This window comes from Myxococcus sp. CA039A (assembly GCF_013336645.1).
In the GTDB taxonomy this organism is placed as follows: Bacteria; Myxococcota; Myxococcia; order Myxococcales; family Myxococcaceae; genus Myxococcus; species Myxococcus llanfairpwllgwyngyllgogerychwyrndrobwllllantysiliogogogochensis.
Map to the genome: position 1 here is coordinate 25,100 of NZ_JABUMQ010000026.1, position 15,710 is coordinate 40,809.

Sequence of the window (15,710 nt, forward strand, 5' to 3'; positions counted from 1 at the left end):
GGCGTCCTCTGGCTAGTCCTTCTTCTCGGGCAACGGGATGAAGACGACGGGCCGGGCCACGTCCTCCACCGCGTCGCGCTTGGACATCTCGTGGCCCTTGCCGCCGCGGCCCGTCACCCCGTACTTCGCGGGGGCGAGCTGCAGCTTGCGGCCCTTCTGCGTCTCGAAATCCAGCTTCGCGTCCTTCTGGTTCGGCGCGGTGACGAGGAAGTCGACCACCTGGTCGTCCGCGTCCACCTTGATGACGGTGACGCCCTTGCCAGGGCCGGCCAGCTCGTTGATTTCCGCCGCCTTGCACACCAGCGCGTTGGTCTTCTTGGTGAGCACCGCGAGCAGGTCCTTCTCGCCCACGGCCTGCACGCCGATGATCTCATCGCCCTCGCCCGTCTTGGCGTAGCGACGTCCGGCGCGCGTGGAGACCTCCAGGTGAGGCTCCAGGAGGAAGCGCATGCCCATGCCCTGCTTCGTCACGCCCAGGAGCTTCTGCGGACTCGCCAGCCGCGTGTCGAGCGAGAGGGCGGCGACCACGCGCTCGCCGTCGTCGAACTTGAACAGCTTCTGGACGGGGTCGCCGTAGCCGGTGGAGGCGGGGATGTCGTTGAAGCGGGTGACGTAGGCGGTGCCGAAGTTGCTGAACAGGACGAGGTTCGCCTTCAGGCTGCCGGCGAGCACGGCCATGACGGCGTCGCCCTCGCGCAGGCGGGTGGAGGACGGGTCCTTGACCTCGCGCACGCGCTTGACCCAGCCGTCGCGGGTGATGACCACATGGGCATCCTCGTCCGCGATGAACGCGTCGGCGTTGAACTCCACTTCCTCGGAGCCCGCGCCACCAATCTTGGTTCGGCGCTTGTCGTTGTAGAGCCCCTTGATTTCGGCGAGCTCGTCCTTGACGGTGCCCCAGACCTTCTTCTTGTCCTTGAGGATGCCCTCGATGCGTTTGATCTCCGCGCGCTTCTCCTTGAGCTCCTTCTGGACGACCAGGATCTCCAGGCGGGCGAGCTTGTAGAGCTTCATCTCCAGGATGGCGTCCACCTGGAGCTCATCCAGCTTGAAGCGCACCATCAACTTCTGGGCGGCGTCCTGCTTGCCCTCGGACTGGCGGATGATGCGGATGATCTCGTCCAGCGCGTCGTAGGCCTTCTCGAAGCCCTCGAGCAGGTGGACGCGCTTCTGCAGCTCGCCCAGCTCGTGCTGGTAGCGCCGCGTGACGATGCCGAAGCGGAAGTCGAGGAAGAACTGGAGGATGCTCTTGAGGTCCAGCCGGCGCGGCGTGCCGACCTCGGGGTTGTCGTCGCTGGGGACGAGGCAGGTGAGGTTGACGCCGAACGTCGTCTGCAGGGGCGTGTGCTTGTAGAGGTACGCCATCACCAGGTCGGCGTTGGCGTCCTTCTTCAGCTCCAGGACGATGCGCACGTCCTTGGTGGACTCGTCGCGCACGTCGACGATGAGCGGCAGCTTCCGCTCGCGCACCAGGTCGCCAATCTTCGCGACCAGGGTGGACTTGTTCACCGTGTAGGGGATGGACGTGACGATGATCTGCGTGCCGCCGCGCTTGAGCTCCTCGGTGTCCCACTCGCCGCGGATGCGGACGCTGCCCTGGCCCGTCTCGTAGATGTCGCGCAGCTCCTTCTTGTCATTGAGGATCTGCCCGCCGGTGGGGAAGTCCGGGCCCTTGATCCACTTGAGCAGATCCTTGGTGAGCAGCGCCGGGTTCTCGATGAGCGCGACCAGCGCGTCCACCAGCTCGCCCAGGTGGTGGGGCGGGATGTTGGTGGCCATGCCCACGGCGATGCCCGTGGTGCCGTTCATCAGCAACTGCGGCACCCGCGAGGGGATGACGATGGGCTCGTTGCGCGTGCCGTCGTAGGTGGGCCGGAAGTCGACCGTCTTGCGCTCCAGCTCACCCAACATCTCGGTGGCGAGCTTCTCCAGTCGGCACTCGGTGTAGCGGTAGGCGGCCGCGGAGTCGCCGTCGAGCGAGCCGAAGTTGCCGTGGCCGTCCACCAGCGGGTAGCGCAGGGAGAAGTCCTGCGCCATGCGCACGAGCGCGTCGTAGATGGAGGCGTCGCCGTGCGGGTGGTAGCGACCCATGATGGCGCCGACCACCTGTGCGCACTTCTGGTACTTCGTGTCGAACGACAGGTTCAGGTCGTTCCACATGCCGTACAGGATGCGGCGCTGCACGGGCTTGAGGCCGTCGCGCACGTCCGGCAGGGCGCGTGAGGTGATGACCGACAGGGCGTAGTTGATGTACCGGCGACGCGCCTCGTCAGCGAGCGAGGCGGGGATATATCCATCTCCACCACCCGCCGAGCCCGAGGCTCCACCCCCGCCACCCGCGCCTCCCTGCTTCTTTGGCGTCTTCTTTTCGGCTTCTGCGCGCATGCTCTTCAAACCCAGGTGAGAACGTCTCGTACCCGAACGCGGTGCGTGACTCGCGCACTCCGCGCCATGGAATCTGGAAGCTGTAACAAAGCGGCGGGACTACCATGGCCCCCTGACAATTGGAACGAATTCGGGGGGTTGCGTATCCTCGGAGGCATCCTACCTGAAAGCCCGTCCAGTTCGGTCCCAAGGTGAAACATCCCTGTAACCCCTTGGAATTCCGAGGGCGAGGGCCCATGGGACTCACCTGGGGACGGGACGGTGGGTGCGGGTAGGAGAGGACGCCCGGTTGGCTCCTGGGAGGCCCTGGACAGGTAGGACAGGGTGGGCTTGCTCCCTTGCCCGGGCATCGACGCGGCGTGCTGGAGACGGGGGTATGAAGCGGGGCGAGCGATGACCCAGGTCCATTCCTTCTACCGTGCGCTCGCGCCTCCCGAGCCCCTGCGCCCGTTCATCCAGGCCTTCTGGCTGTACGACGGGTATCGGCCCGGGCATGGGCTGGAGCGGGTGCTGCCCACGGGAACGCTGGAGCTGGTGATTCCTTTGGCGGGGCAGCGACTGGAGTGGAGGGAGCTGGATGGTGAGGCGGGGGCGTGCGCGGAGGCGTTGGTCTCTGGTCCTCGGCGTGCCGCGTTCGACGTTCCCACGGCGCAGCAGTCCATGCTCGCGGGCGTCCACTTCCGCGCGGGGGGCGCCTGGCCCCTCTTGGGCGTTCCCCTGGATGCGCTGGCCGGGCGGCACGTGGAGCTGTCCTCGTTGTGGGGGCCTGTCGCGACGCGGTGGGTGGCGCGACTCTCCGAGGCGTCGAGTGACGAGGAGCGCTTCGCGCTTCTGGGCACGGCGTTCCTTGCCCGGCATGCGTCGCTCCGGTCCGTGCATGAGGCGGTGTGGACGGCGCTGGGGCGACTTCGAGCGAGTACGGCGGACGTGCCTGTCTCTTCGCTCGTCGCGGGCTCGGGCTTGAGTCACCGCAGGTTCATCGAGTTGTTCCGGCGCGAGGTGGGACTGACGCCGCGAGACTTCCTCCGGGTCCGCCGCTTCCAGCAGGCGCTCCAGCGCACGAGAGAGGACGCGACGGCGTCGCTCACCTGGCTGGCGCATGAAGCGGGGTACTGCGACCAGTCCCACTGGTTGCTTGAATGCCGGAAGCTCTCCGGATTGGCTCCGGGGGCCCTGTCAGCGGCCGCTCGCGGCGCCACGGCGCTGCCGCCCGAGGAGCGGGGTCAAATGCTTCCTATCGGGTGAGGCACTGGCGCGCGCATCTTGCCGCGCATGAACGTCATCCTGGGTGCAACGGGAGTGGTGGGAAGCGCGGTCCTCGACGAGCTCGTGAAGCGGGGGGTGCCCACGCGGGCGGCGTTTCGCTCGCGAGTACCGGACCCTCGCGCCACACAGCATGCGCGTGTCGACTTGAGCACGGGCGAAGGACTGGAGGCATGTCTGGACGGTGCGCGGACGGTGTTCCTCGCGACGGGGGACATGGTCGACCAGGTTGGCGCCGAGGTGCGAGTCATCGAGGCCGCGCGCCGCGCGGGGGTGAGCAGGTTGGTGAAGCTCTCGATTCTCTGTGCGGGGAGCGAGGCGTTCTTCCTGGCTCGTGTCCACGGCGCCATCGAGCGTGAGCTGGAGCGCTCGGGAATCCCGAACACCGTGCTCCGGCCCGGGGGCTTCATGCAGAACTTCGTCACGTACTACGGCCATGCGCTGAAGACCGAAGGTGTGCTGCGCCTGCCATGGGGCGATGGAGAGGAGAGTCCCATCGACGCGAGGGACATCGCCCGCGTGGCGGCGGTGTGTCTGACGTCCGAGTCCTTCACGGGGAGGCACCTGGACCTCTGCGGCCCCAAGGCGATGACATACCAAGAGATGACCCGCGTTCTCGGTCAGGCCGCGGGCCGCGAGCTCAGGTACGAGTCCATCCCTGACGGGGTGTTTCGCGAGGCGATGCTGCCGTATGCCGTGAGCCCCGCGCACGTCGAGGGGCTCATCGACATGTTCCGCTTCCACCGAGAGGGCCGGGCACCCAGGGCCAGCGACGCGGTGCTCGAAGTCACGGGCACTCCGCCGCGCTCCTTCGAAGACTTCGCTCGGGAGCATGCCGGGTCATGGCGCGAGGACTGAGGCCCGAGCCGAGGGAGGGCCTTGTCCACGGGCTTCGTTTCAGAGGCAGCCCCGCGCGCGGGTGGGTTCTCCCTTGGGTTGCTGTGGGGGCGCGGCGCTCCCCATGTCCCAGTCGTCGAGCCGGTCGATGTCGGTGATGGCGCCCGCGAACAGGCCGAGGGCACCGCGGCTCTTTGCGCGAAAGGTGCCTCGCACGATGACATAGCGAGGAGGAGTGCGCTCCTTCGACTCCCACGCCTCGCCGAGCACGAGCCACACCGCGCTCATGGGAACGCCACGCTGATGGTCCTGGGGATTGAAGTAGAGGGCCGTGCCTTCATGTTCGAAGGTCCCATAGCCGACGACCTCGACGCGCTTGCCGTCGTAGGCCTCAGGGGCCGCGAGCAGTCGTACCACTGAGACGGACTCGACAGCCGGAGAGGGGGCGCTAGCGCCTGCGACGGCCAGGTAGGCGACGAATGCGATGGTGACGGGCTTCAGGGGGACTCTCCCGACTGGGTTGCCTCCCGCGTGGAACCATCAGCGTTCCGCGCGAGAGGAGAACGTCTCGGTCGTGATTCCGCTTCAGGGCCGAATCCGCGTGCGGATGGCAATCGGGTGGGGGTACCACCGCCCGATTTCAGCCCCGTTTGCGCGCGAGAGATAGAAGGTCCCTAGGGAACTCGACCACTTCACGCGCGGCGATTCGAGAGAGGAGCTGTGCCCCGTGGGCTCCGCGTCAGCTCAGGGCGTCGCCTTGGGCGCCTTGCCCCAGTTGCCGTCCTTGAAGATTCGCACGCCCCGACCACCGCCGCCGCCAATCATGCCGGGCACGGTGGCCTGGATGGGCTTGCCACCGGGTGGCTGATAGACGACCCGCGCCTTGCGCGCGGACGGAATGGACGCGTGGGTGGTGTCGATCAACAGGTAGACCGTCTTGCCGTCGGACTGGATGCGGTCGGTGTCGTGCTTGTGGCTGAGCTCGGCCAGCAGCTCACCGTCATCCACCGTGCTCGCCTCGCTGCCCAGCAGTCGTACCTTCACTCGCAGCCACGTCTGGGCACTGCCGCCGCCCTCGGACGCATAGTCGCGCACGCCCTGGATGATGACGGCCAGGTCGGCGCCGTTGCCCGGGGCCCCCTGCGCGAGCCGCAGCCCTGTCTGCTTGCTGGAGTCCGTGTCGATCAACAACGTGGCGTTGGAGCAGCGGCTCTTGCACTCCTCGCCCCAGGGGTCCTTGTCGAAGCGCAACCGCATGGCGAAGTCGCTGCCCTGCGGCGCGATGACGGCGTCGACGATGACCGGCCGCTCCCCGTCCGCGGGCGCGGTGTACTTGAAGGTGGACCGTTCCTTGGCGACGACGCTCGAGCCGGCGAGGAGGGTGCAGACGAGCAACGGCAGAGAGCGCTTCACGGTGGGTGGACCTCCGAGAAAAAGACGCCCATTCAAGAGGGAAGAGGCCGTGGCGGCAAGTCTCAAGCGTTAGAGTCTTCCCGGGAGGTATGAGAGATGCGAATTCCCTACGTGCGTCAGCTCAAGCTGGGGCCCATGGACAACTTCGTCTACCTGGTCGGCGCGGCGGACTCTCCCGACGTGGTGGTGGTGGACCCTGCGTGGGATGTGGAGGCGATTGAGCGCGCGGTGGCGGAGGACGGCAAGCGCCTGGCCGGAGCCTTCGTCTCGCACTGCCACTTCGACCACATCAACGGTCTGCCGGATTTGCTGTCGCGGCATGACGTGCCCGTCTACGCGCAGCGCGCGGAGGTGGAGTTCTCCGCGGAGTTGCGCGAACTGAAGGACGCGCTGCGTCCACTGGGGCCCGGGGACGCGGTGCCCGTGGGCGCCGAGGTCTTCCAGGCACTGCACACGCCAGGGCACACGCCGGGCTCCCACTGCCTGCTGGCCGGTGACGCGCTCGTGTCCGGGGACACGCTGTTCATCAACGGCTGCGGCCGGTGCGACATGAACGGGGGAGACCCGGAGGCGATGTACCGCTCACTGTCCCAGGTGCTGCTCAAGGTCCCGGACTCGACGCGGCTGTTGCCAGGGCACGACTACGCGGACGTGCCGGTGGCTCCCCTGGGTGACGTGCGTCAGAAGAACCCGTACTTCGCCTTCCCCGACGTGGCGTCGTTCGTCGCGTTCCGGATGCGCCCCCGGAAGTGAGCACTCCGTGAAGCGGGACCGGAGGCGATACGGCCCTCCGGTCCGCTCCGGTGCCGACTACGGGCGCTGCTGGGCGAACATCCAGTCCCAGAAGCCCTGCAGGCCGTAGGTCTCGGACCAGCCCATGTGCGCCGTGCCCGGGTACAGCACATAGCGAACGATGGATCTTCCCGTGGAGATGACGCCGGGTTGCGAGGTCCAGGTCTGCGTCGTCTTGCTGAACAGGTACGTCGTCGTCTGCGTGGATTGGACGAGGGGCGGGAACGCCCAGTAGTTGTAGTTCTTCGTCACGGGGAGCACCCAGGACTGCTCGCCCCACCGGTCCCCGTGGCTGCTGGCGGCCCACACGGGGACGTCCTTCATCTTCGTGAGCGTGTCACCCGGGGCGCCGATGTTGGAGGCGATGGTCGCCAGCGAAGATGAGCGCCTTCTTCTGGCCGTAGTACGTCTTCCAGGTGGTGCTGTTGCGGATGTTCCGCAGCGCCCCGTTGCGCGTCACGACCTCGTAGAGCGCCGTCGGGTTCTGCGCGACGCCCAGCTCGCCGATTCCGTTCAGGTGGATGACGACCGGGTACGTCTCCGTCGAGGTGTTGTAGCCCGGAGGGATGTACTCGCCATAGGGAAGCGGCGAGCCCGCGGGACTCGGCATGTGCACCGAAATCTGGTCTTCGACAGGGGTGATGAGCGGGGCAGGGCGGGTATCGAGTTCCTGGGCGGGAGTCTCTTCCTGGCCCGGCCCGCAGGCCGTGAGGACCGCGACGAAGACGGCGAGCGCAACGCTTCTCATGAATCCACCTCGAGGTGTGGGAGGAGTGCGGCCCTGTCTGTCTATATCTAGATTCACAAGCACACTGGTTTCTGTTGTTTCTTGAGTTGCAATTGAATGTCCGTGGATGGGGCATTGACAGAGGCGCGAAGGGGCCGGGCGAGGAGGAGATGGCGCGCCCGACGCCCATGTCGTAAATGTCCTGTCTGGTCGAATCCTCGCGGAGCCATACGTTGGAGAGTTCTCGGACATGAGTGGGTTGACGGATGCGGAGTTCCTGCGCGACGCCTACATCCAAGAGGGCCTGAGCCCCGTTCCTGGGGTGGTCATCGCCGCATGCACGGTGGGGGATGACTACGACAACCCTGGCAATCGCATCGGCGTGCGCAGGGACGGCGCGTGGCTGGAGTTCGGAGTGTCCGGTGAGGCGGTCCTCTCCGTGGATGCCACCACGGCGGGACTGGCGTACGTCCTCGGAGAGAACGGGACAGTGATTCGCTTCGACTGGAAGACGCCGAGGACACCGGATGCGCTGAAGGCCTCTCGCAAGGTGTTCAAGAACGCGGCCGTCGAGGACCTCGGGCCGCTGCGTCGACTCCGCGTGCTGGGGAACGACGTCGTCTGTGTGGGCGCGGTGGGGCAGGCCTACGTGCTGGGCAAGGCACGTTTCAGCACGCTGCCCCAGCTCACCATCGACGGGGAGGACGTCACCCTCGAAGCCCTCGCGGGCCACGGCCGCGACGACTTCATGGCCGCCACCTCCGAGGGGCATCTGGCGCACTTCGACGGAAAGCGCTGGCGCCGCATCTCGCTTCCGCTGGAGACGGGCTTCAATGGCGTATGCACGCTGAAGAGCGGCTATGCCCTCTGCGGTGGCGAAGGCGCCGTCCTGCTGGGAAGCGGCGACGACTGGCGCGTCATCCGGCCTCCCGACACCGAGCGCGACTACTACGGAATCGCGACGTTCCAGGACCACGTCTACGTGGCGCATCTGGGAGGCATCGACCGGGTGGTCGGCGACAGGCTGAAGCCCGTGGCCATTTCCAAGGCGGACTCGCTGCGCTTCACCGGGCTGCGCGGCGCCGGTGATGGCGTGTGGGCGCTCGCGGACCGGACCGTCGGCTGGATTCACGACGACCGGTGGCACACGGTGGCGGCCGAGCCTCCCTCCGAGTGAGCACGGGCCCGGTTCCTTGACGCGGGACCGGAGGCGACAGCGGCCTCCGGCCCACTCACGTCACCCTGCGACTACCAGTAGACGGCGACCGACGAGACGCGGTCGTTCCACGAGTGCCAGCGGCGGAACGGCCACCAACCCGTGTACCAGCCGTAGCTGCCCATGTTGCCGACGGCCCAGGCGCGCGCGACCCAGAGCTGGTGACCGCCGAAATAATGGTGCTCGGTCATCACCGTCCAACGGCCACACTGGGTGCTCCACATGGAGGAGATGCGGTCGTTCCACCAGCCCAGCGTGTTGTAGCCCCAGCCCGGATAGACGGAGAAGTTGGCGCCGCCGTACCACGAGTGCTCGAAGAAGACCGACCAGGGGTTGCACGGCGCGAGTTCCGCGCCCGTGGGCTGCTCGGAGGGAAACTGGCCCGTCTGGTTGAAGTACTTCGTCACGTCCGCCGTGGTGCGGAAGCCCTGCACCACCGCCTGCTCGGCGGAGCGGGCATCCAGCACGTAGTGCGACAGGTGGATGTCCTTCTCCTGGATCTGCTTCGCGGTGTACTTCACACCGTCGACCAGGATGGGGAGCTCCGGAAGGAAGCCCTCCACGGGGGCCTGCTCGATGTCCTCACGCGCCGAGTCCTTGAGCACCTTGCTCAACGGAACGCGCACCATCTCTCCATCCCTGCTGGGAATCTCGCCCGTCTCGTGCGGGGGCACCGGCTCGATGTTCTGGGCCACGGCCGTGCCACCGGTCAGCAGCGTCGCCAGCGTCAGCGAGCCAATCAACGTCTTGAGCTTCATGTCTGCTCCTGGGGGTATGGGATTGCCCGTAGCCGGAAATAGCTACGTGGCCCGTACGTATAGTCCGTCTGTTTTGCACAAGACAAATCCGTGAAATTCCGTTTAGCGGATAAGTCTTGACCCACGTTCGGACGGACCCGGGTGCGTGCGGAGTGACAATCCCTCGCAACCTCCTGGCCCCTGGTGGAGGGCGACAGTCGCCACGGAGGATGACGGTCGCCCTGGACGGGGCGCGCCGTCGCTCATGGGTCAATTCAGGCGCGGATGGAAGAATCCAGCCTGTCTTGTATTGCCATGGCGACGGTCTGGAGACCGGTTACAGGCGCTGCTGGGCGAACATCCAATCCCAGAAGGCGACGGCCTCGTAGGTGGGCGTGCCGAAGTCGGTGCCCTGGGGGTGCACGGTGAAGCGCAGGGGAGAGGTCCCCGCCCCGTGGGCTCCCGTCTGGGTGGACCAGGTGTCGTTGGTGGCGTTGAACACGTACGTGAGCGTCGCGGCGGGCGCGGCGAAGGTCAGGTACTGGTCCCAGCCATACGCCTTCGTCAGGCCGCGCAACCAGGAGTGCTGGGCCGTCCACGCGTCGGCCGTCTGCCAGGCGTCCACCATCCACACAGGGACGTTGACCAACTGGGTGAGCGCGGGGCCGGGGCCGCCCAGGTTCGCGCCCACGGGCGCGAGCGCGGCGATGCGGTTGCCGTGGCTGTGGCCATAATTCCACGCACCGGAGCCGCCGAGGACGCGGCCCGTGACGTAGATGCGCGACGGGTCCACGCGGTAGTTGGCGATGATGAAGTCGACGAGGGCGTTGAGCTGCGTGGCGTCCCAGTTCGCGGAGGCGCGCGGTGCGAAGACCATGGCCTGCTTCGTGCCGAAGTACGTCTTCCAGGGGGCGTTGTCGCGGATGAGCTTGAGCGGGCCGTAGCGGGACACCATCTCCACCAACTGGGCCTCGGTGCTCGTGGTGCCCATCTCCCCGGAATCGTGGAGCTGGAGCACCAGCGGATAGGTCGTCGTCGGAGACGTCAGGTAGCCCGGCGGCAGGTACTCCGCGTAGGCGTACGGCGCGCCCGTGGCGCTCGTCAGCCGGCCGACGAGCTGGTCCTCGGTGGTGATGGGCAGGCCCGACGAGGACACGCGATAGGTCGCGGTGACGGTGGTGGCCGCCGCGGGCATCGTCAGGGTCGTGGTCGCGGACGTCAGGTTCGCCACCGTGGCCCCGGTCCACTTGTCGAACACGTAGCCAGGGGCCGGAGCGTCGGCGGTGAGGGTGACCTGCGTGCCGCTCGTGTACTGGCCGTCGCCCGAGCCGCTGTTGACGGTGAGGGTGTACTGCGTGGGCGAGGACACGCGGTAGGTCGCGGTGACGGTGGTGGCCGCCGCGGGCATCGTCAAGGTCGTGGTCGCGGAGGTGGTGCTGGCCACCGTGGCGCCGGTCCACTGGTCGAACACGTAGCCAGGGGCCGGAGCGTCGGCGGTGAGGGTGACCTGCGTGCCGCTCACATACTGGCCGTCGCCCGAGCCGCTGTTGACGGTGAGCGTGTACTGGGTGGGTGGAGGCGGCGTCGTGCCGCGCTGCTGCGCCAGCATCCAGTCCCAGAACGCCTGCGTGCCATAGGACTCCGACCAACCGGTGTGGTCCGAGCCGGGAATCACGATGAACCGGGCGATGGCCGTCCCCGTGCTCACGGCGCCCGCCTGCGACGTCCACTGCTTCGTCGTCTTGTCGAACAGGTACGTCAGCTTCTGCGAGGTGTTGGAGATGTTCACCACCTGCGACACATCGTAGTTCTTGGTGTAGCTGACCAGCCAGGCCTGCTGCGCGGCGATTTCGTTGTAGCTGCTGGAGGCCCAGATGGGCACGTCCTTGAGCGTGGTGAGCGTGTTGCCCGGCGCTCCGATGTTGGTGGCGAAGGGGGCGATGGCCGCCAGCTCCGCGCCATACAGGTTCGCGTACCGCCACGTCCCCCAGCCGCCCATGCTCAGGCCCGTCAGGTACACCCGCGTGGGGTCGACGCGGTAGTTGGCGACGATGAACTGCACGAACGGACGAAGCTCCGTGGGCGAGTAGTTGTCCAGGCTCTGCGGCGTGAAGACCATCACCTGCTTGTTGCCGAAGTACGTCTTCCACGTGGCGCTCGCGCGGATGTTGGCGAGCGCGCCGTGCCTCGTGGTGATGGCGTACAACTCCGCCTCCGTCGTCGCCCGACCCAGCTCTCCCATGCCGTTGAGGTGGATGATGGCCGGGTAGCTCTGGGTCGACGTCAGGTAGCCCGGAGGCAGGTACTCGGAATACCCGAGGGTGGCTCCCGAGGCGCTCGGCAGGCGGGTGACAATCTGGTCCTCCACGGTGATGTTGACCGCGGAGCGCTGGACACCGAGTTCCCGGGCGGACGTCTCTTCGGGGCCCGTGCCACATGCCGCCAGGACCGCCACGACGACGCTGAGTACGACGCTTCTCATGGAACACCTCTCGAGCGGGAGTACGACCCGACCCACTCTAGTAGGTGTTCTGTAGTTGTCTCAATGTTGCGTTTGCAGCGGAGTGTGAAGTGGCGGCTCAGGCCCGACGGGCCCGGGTGCCCACCGGGGGCATCTGGATGCCCCGGGGCCGGGCGTGGAGGGACCAGTATGCGGCGACGACCAGCAGGCCCACGGCCAGCAGCGTCCACAAGGCGGCCCACACGATGGAGGGCACGTAGGTGACGTCGGCGAGCAGCGCCGCATCGCTCTGCGCGCGCACGGTGCTGTTCCAGAGGTCATCGCGGAGGTCGAACACCGCGTACAGCGCGGTGAAGGCGGCGATGAAGAGGTTCAGGAGGTCCACCGCGCCATCCGGCAGCCACTTCGCGCACGCGCCCATCACCACCGCGGTGCCCACGCAGAAGGCCAGGGTGAACATGTCGCCCGCGTACAGCAGGCCCATGATGACGAGCCACGCGGAGGCGGCCACGAGGACGCCCCGGCGGAGCTGGAACCGGAAGGTGGCAATCAGCAGCCCGGCCCCGGCCACCGCGCTCCCCAGGTAGCCCCCCGAGTACAGGACGACCTGTCGCAGCACGCCCGGTGGGAGACGGGACATACACAGGCCCCCCTGGTCGGCCATCAGGTGGATGCGGTCCACGGACCCACCCAGCAGCAGGGTGGCGAGCGCGTGCCCGCTCTCGTGCATCATCACCACCAGCACCTTGAGGGGCCACAGGACGGGCGAGTCCCAGAAATACCAACCCACTCCCAGCATGGCGAGCAGGAGGGCCAGGCGGCCGAGGTCGAGCTTTGCTCCGCTGGCGGTCCTCATCGTTTTCCGGGCCTCCCCTCCATCAGACACCCCAACACTTAAGCTCGGTCCCTCTTCCCGGGAAACTCCTGGCGTGCCGCGCAGCGTCGGACCCTCCGAGGGGGTCGCCTCCGGGCGCCGGACGGGGTAGGGAGTTCTCCATGAAGAAAGCGCTGCTCCTGCTCTCGCTCGTGGCTGCCCCGGCTCTGGCCGGGGAAGGGAAGTGGACCCCCCAGCAGGTGCTGGACCTGGACCCGGCGTGGCTTCGCGCCCAGGGGCTCCAGGTCTCTCCCCGGAAGCTCTGGGACCCCCAGCGTGGCACCGGCCTGCTCGCGGGCGCGGTGAACGTGGGTGGGTGTACCGGCGCCTTCATCTCCTCCACGGGCCTGGTCATCACCAACCACCACTGTGCCTTCGGCGTCATCCAGGAGCACAGCACGCCCCAGCGGGACCTCATCACCCAGGGGTTCCTGGCCTCGGAGCGCAAGGACGAGCTGCCCGGAAAGGGCGCGCGGGTGCAGGTGCCCCGCAGCTTCACGGACGTGACGGCGCAGGTGCTCGCCGCGGTGCCCCAGGGCGCGGACGACCTGGTCCGCTACAAGGCCATCGAGCGCAAGCAGAAGGAGCTGGTGGCCGAGTGCGAGAAGCGCCCCGCCACGCGCTGCCAGGTGTCCACGTTCGACGGCGGCGTCAACTACACGCTGGTGGACGCGGTGGAGCTGGTGGACGTGCGGCTCGTCTACGCGCCGCCGCGCGCGGTGGGTGAGTACGGCGGCGAGGAGGACAACTGGATGTGGCCGCGCCACACCGGTGACTTCGCCATCGTCCGCGCGTACACCGCGCCGGATGGGGCCTCGGCGCCGTACAGCGAGAAGAACGTGCCGTTCAAGGCGGAGTTCTTCTTCCCGCTGGCCACCGAGGGCGTGAAGCCGGGCGACTTCGTGATGGTGCTCGGCTACCCGGGTCGCACCTACCGCGCGCTGCTCGCGGAGGAGATGGCGGAGCGCCAGTCGCGGCTCTACCCGCGGATGCGTGACGTGTACGGCGAGGCCATCCGCATCCTGGAGGAAGAAGGGGACAAGGACCCGGCCGGGAAGATCGCCGTCGCGTCCACCGTCAAGAGCCTGCACAACGTGCACAAGAACGCGGGCGGGCAGCTCGCGGGGCTCAAGCGCGGGAAGCTGGTGGAGAAGCAGCACCAGTCCGAAGCGGACGTGGCGGCCTGGGCCGGCAAGAACAGCGCGAAGTGGGCGAGCGCCCTGACGGCCCGCGACGCGCTGCTGGCCGAGCAGAAGGCGAACACGAAGGTGTTCGAGCGCGAGTTCCTGCTCGGGTCGACTCCTCGGCTGGCCCGAGGCCCCGCGCTGGCGGTGACGCTGTCGCGGCTGGCCGCGGAGCGCGCGAAGCCGGACCTGGAGCGCCGCCCGGAGTACATGGAGCGCGAGCAGGCCCGCATCAAGGACCGCCTGGAGCGCGAGCAGAAGAACGTGTTCCTGCCCGCGGAGAAGCGGCTGCTCATGGCCTACGTGCGGCGCGCGCAGGCGCTCGGCGCGGACGAGCGCATCGCCGCCGTGGACAAGCACTTCGGCAAGGTGTTCGTGGAGAAGGACGTCGCCGCGAAGGTGGACGCGCTCTATGCCGTCACCCAGGTGCTGACGCTGTCCGAGCGCATGAAGATGGCGACGGAGACGGCCGCGCAGCTGGAGGCGCGCAAGGACCCGATGCTGGCGTTCGGCGCGGACCTGGCGCGGGAGCTGGAGGCGCTGGACGACGTGGGAGACCGTCGCCAGGGCATGTCGCTGCGGCTGCGTCCGGACTGGCGCAAGGCGGTGCTGGCGCATGCGGGCAAGCCCGTGGCGCCGGATGCGAACGGGACGCTGCGCGTGACGTTCGCCAAGGTGCAGGGCTACTCGCCGAGAGACGGCGCGGTGTACACGCCGCAGACGACGCTTACGGGCATGCTCGCCAAGCACACCGGCGAGGAGCCCTTCGACGTGCCGGAGCGCGTGTCGAAGGTCGCCGAGTCCAAGCGGTATGGCGCCTGGGCGGACAAGAAGCTGAAGGACGTGCCGGTGAACTTCCTGGCGGACGCGGACACGACGGGTGGCAACTCCGGCAGCCCCACGGTGAACGGCAAGGGGCAGTTGGTGGGCGTCAACTTCGACCGCGTCTGGGAGAACGTGGCCAACGACTTCGGCTACAACCCGGACGTGGCCCGCAACGTCAACGTGGACGTGCGGTATGTCTTGTGGATGTTGGACCAGGTGGAGAACGCGGACACGCTCTTGAGGGAGCTGGGCGTGCGCAAGGGCCCGCCCGTTGCGGGGGAGACGCGCTGATGACAGACCCGGCGGACGCCGCTCCGCCCCTGCCCACCTTCCGGCCGGAAGAGCAGGTGTGCGGCAACTGCAAGCTGTGGAGCCCTCACTCGGTGGATGAGCGCCGGGGCTGGGTGGGGCCGTGTCGGCTCCAGTCCTCGCGGGGCATGTTCCCTCCGTCCGCCCCCATCTGTGACAAGTACGCGCCCCGAGGCACGGCCGTGGCCCCGGCGGCGCATTCTCCTTCGCGCGAGCGGACCGCGCGCAGCGTGGCCCCGGTGGTCATTCGCCGCCGGGTGGACCCCAACGAAGTCGTGGACCTGGAAGGGCTGAACATGACGCGTGAAGAGTTGATGGACATCTTCCGGGAGGCGTCCGGCCTGACCGACGCGCCCCCGCTCGCTGGCAAGTGGGAGGGCGGCATGGTGCGCCTGGTTCCGGGCAACCCGGAGCTGCAGGCCAAGGACCTGCCCATCGACAGCCTGTTCCACAAGGTCGTCATGGTGCGCGACAGGCTTCGCGTGCTCGAGCAGAAGCTCAATGCCCACCCGAAGCTGTCCGATGCGGAGAAGGTGGAGATGCAGAGCTACATCACCCGCGTCTACGGCTCGCTCACCAACTTCAACGTCCTCTTCAAGGACAAGGGTGACCAGTTCGTCGGCGCGAAGGGTGACGAGTAGTCGAATAGTGTCGATTTGACACGAAGGTGGCGCCGGGTGTTGACTG

The 15,710-nt window shown here is 67.6% G+C and carries 14 protein-coding genes; 6 read left to right on the forward strand and 8 right to left on the reverse strand.

Annotated elements, in window-relative coordinates:
* Positions 1–12: 12 nt before the first annotated feature.
* Positions 13–2,385, reverse strand: coding sequence for a DNA topoisomerase (ATP-hydrolyzing) subunit A (locus HR086_RS06515; RefSeq protein ID WP_141643843.1), 2,373 nt, complete (start codon positions 2,383–2,385; stop codon positions 13–15).
* Between the two features lie 393 nt (positions 2,386–2,778).
* Here HR086_RS06515 and HR086_RS06520 point away from each other — a divergent pair, with 393 nt between their 5' ends.
* Together HR086_RS06520 and HR086_RS06525 are read left to right on the forward strand one after the other, a co-directional pair.
* Positions 2,779–3,630 carry a helix-turn-helix domain-containing protein gene (locus HR086_RS06520; protein ID WP_174457173.1) on the forward strand — a complete coding sequence of 284 codons (852 nt, stop codon included), beginning with the start codon at positions 2,779–2,781 and terminating at the stop codon, positions 3,628–3,630.
* Positions 3,631–3,657: 27 nt separating this feature from the next.
* On the forward strand, positions 3,658–4,506 hold the full coding sequence (locus tag HR086_RS06525; RefSeq protein WP_174465150.1) for an NAD(P)H-binding protein: 849 nt from the start codon (positions 3,658–3,660) through the stop codon (positions 4,504–4,506).
* A 39-nt stretch (positions 4,507–4,545) separates the two neighbouring features.
* Here HR086_RS06525 and HR086_RS06530 read toward each other — a convergent pair whose 3' ends face one another.
* Both HR086_RS06530 and HR086_RS06535 read right to left on the reverse strand, forming a co-directional pair.
* Entirely contained in the window at positions 4,546–4,902 is a 357-nt protein-coding gene (locus HR086_RS06530) for a hypothetical protein (RefSeq protein ID WP_174465142.1), read from the reverse strand.
* A gap of 327 nt (positions 4,903–5,229) precedes the next feature.
* Positions 5,230–5,898, reverse strand: coding sequence for a hypothetical protein (locus HR086_RS06535; protein WP_174457172.1), 669 nt, complete (start codon positions 5,896–5,898; stop codon positions 5,230–5,232).
* A gap of 96 nt (positions 5,899–5,994) precedes the next feature.
* On the opposite strand from HR086_RS06535, the gene HR086_RS06540 reads away from it, so the two are divergent.
* Entirely contained in the window at positions 5,995–6,651 is a 657-nt protein-coding gene (locus HR086_RS06540) for an MBL fold metallo-hydrolase (RefSeq protein WP_174457171.1), read from the forward strand.
* A 57-nt stretch (positions 6,652–6,708) separates the two neighbouring features.
* On the opposite strand, the gene HR086_RS06545 is transcribed toward HR086_RS06540, so the two are convergent.
* Positions 6,709–7,014 carry a hypothetical protein gene (locus HR086_RS06545; RefSeq protein ID WP_174465143.1) on the reverse strand — a complete coding sequence of 102 codons (306 nt, stop codon included), beginning with the start codon at positions 7,012–7,014 and terminating at the stop codon, positions 6,709–6,711.
* Positions 7,015–7,027: 13 nt separating this feature from the next.
* Positions 7,028–7,438, reverse strand: a complete 411-nt coding sequence (locus HR086_RS06550; RefSeq protein WP_174461822.1) for a hypothetical protein — start codon at positions 7,436–7,438, stop codon at positions 7,028–7,030.
* 229 nt (positions 7,439–7,667) lie between these two features.
* On the opposite strand from HR086_RS06550, the gene HR086_RS06555 reads away from it, so the two are divergent.
* The gene (locus tag HR086_RS06555; RefSeq protein WP_174457168.1) at positions 7,668–8,594 is read left to right on the forward strand and encodes a hypothetical protein; all 927 of its coding nucleotides are present in this window, start codon (positions 7,668–7,670) and stop codon (positions 8,592–8,594) included.
* Between the two features lie 71 nt (positions 8,595–8,665).
* Here HR086_RS06555 and HR086_RS06560 read toward each other — a convergent pair whose 3' ends face one another.
* From HR086_RS06560 to HR086_RS06570, 3 genes are all read right to left on the reverse strand, one after another.
* The gene (locus tag HR086_RS06560) at positions 8,666–9,391 is read right to left on the reverse strand and encodes a hypothetical protein (RefSeq protein ID WP_174457167.1); all 726 of its coding nucleotides are present in this window, start codon (positions 9,389–9,391) and stop codon (positions 8,666–8,668) included.
* A 316-nt stretch (positions 9,392–9,707) separates the two neighbouring features.
* Positions 9,708–11,852 (reverse strand): hypothetical protein, encoded by a 2,145-nt coding sequence (locus HR086_RS06565; RefSeq protein WP_174465144.1) that lies wholly within the window; start codon positions 11,850–11,852, stop codon positions 9,708–9,710.
* 97 nt (positions 11,853–11,949) lie between these two features.
* On the reverse strand, positions 11,950–12,687 hold the full coding sequence (locus tag HR086_RS06570) for a M50 family metallopeptidase (RefSeq protein WP_141643856.1): 738 nt from the start codon (positions 12,685–12,687) through the stop codon (positions 11,950–11,952).
* Between the two features lie 140 nt (positions 12,688–12,827).
* Here HR086_RS06570 and HR086_RS06575 point away from each other — a divergent pair, with 140 nt between their 5' ends.
* Together HR086_RS06575 and HR086_RS06580 are read left to right on the forward strand one after the other, a co-directional pair.
* Positions 12,828–15,005 carry a S46 family peptidase gene (locus tag HR086_RS06575; RefSeq protein ID WP_174465145.1) on the forward strand — a complete coding sequence of 726 codons (2,178 nt, stop codon included), beginning with the start codon at positions 12,828–12,830 and terminating at the stop codon, positions 15,003–15,005.
* Positions 15,005–15,664 (forward strand): hypothetical protein, encoded by a 660-nt coding sequence (locus HR086_RS06580; protein WP_174461826.1) that lies wholly within the window; start codon positions 15,005–15,007, stop codon positions 15,662–15,664. The genes HR086_RS06575 and HR086_RS06580 overlap by 1 nt, the downstream gene beginning before the upstream one ends.
* Positions 15,665–15,710 lie beyond the last annotated feature (46 nt).

What these genes read in the sequence shown, in the direction of transcription:
- HR086_RS06555 (WP_174457168.1), top strand. Translation starts at nt 7,668, where the DNA reads ATGAGTGGGTTGACGGATGCGGAGTTCCTGCGCGACGCCTACATCCAA.
- HR086_RS06520 (WP_174457173.1), top strand. Translation starts at nt 2,779, where the DNA reads ATGACCCAGGTCCATTCCTTCTACCGTGCGCTCGCGCCTCCCGAGCCC.
- HR086_RS06515 (WP_141643843.1), bottom strand. Translation starts at nt 2,385, where the DNA reads ATGCGCGCAGAAGCCGAAAAGAAGACGCCAAAGAAGCAGGGAGGCGCG.
- HR086_RS06580 (WP_174461826.1), top strand. Translation starts at nt 15,005, where the DNA reads ATGACAGACCCGGCGGACGCCGCTCCGCCCCTGCCCACCTTCCGGCCG.
- HR086_RS06560 (WP_174457167.1), bottom strand. Translation starts at nt 9,391, where the DNA reads ATGAAGCTCAAGACGTTGATTGGCTCGCTGACGCTGGCGACGCTGCTG.
- HR086_RS06575 (WP_174465145.1), top strand. Translation starts at nt 12,828, where the DNA reads ATGAAGAAAGCGCTGCTCCTGCTCTCGCTCGTGGCTGCCCCGGCTCTG.
- HR086_RS06570 (WP_141643856.1), bottom strand. Translation starts at nt 12,687, where the DNA reads ATGAGGACCGCCAGCGGAGCAAAGCTCGACCTCGGCCGCCTGGCCCTC.
- HR086_RS06550 (WP_174461822.1), bottom strand. Translation starts at nt 7,438, where the DNA reads ATGAGAAGCGTTGCGCTCGCCGTCTTCGTCGCGGTCCTCACGGCCTGC.
- HR086_RS06565 (WP_174465144.1), bottom strand. Translation starts at nt 11,852, where the DNA reads ATGAGAAGCGTCGTACTCAGCGTCGTCGTGGCGGTCCTGGCGGCATGT.
- HR086_RS06545 (WP_174465143.1), bottom strand. Translation starts at nt 7,014, where the DNA reads ATGAAGGACGTCCCCGTGTGGGCCGCCAGCAGCCACGGGGACCGGTGG.
- HR086_RS06540 (WP_174457171.1), top strand. Translation starts at nt 5,995, where the DNA reads ATGCGAATTCCCTACGTGCGTCAGCTCAAGCTGGGGCCCATGGACAAC.
- HR086_RS06525 (WP_174465150.1), top strand. Translation starts at nt 3,658, where the DNA reads ATGAACGTCATCCTGGGTGCAACGGGAGTGGTGGGAAGCGCGGTCCTC.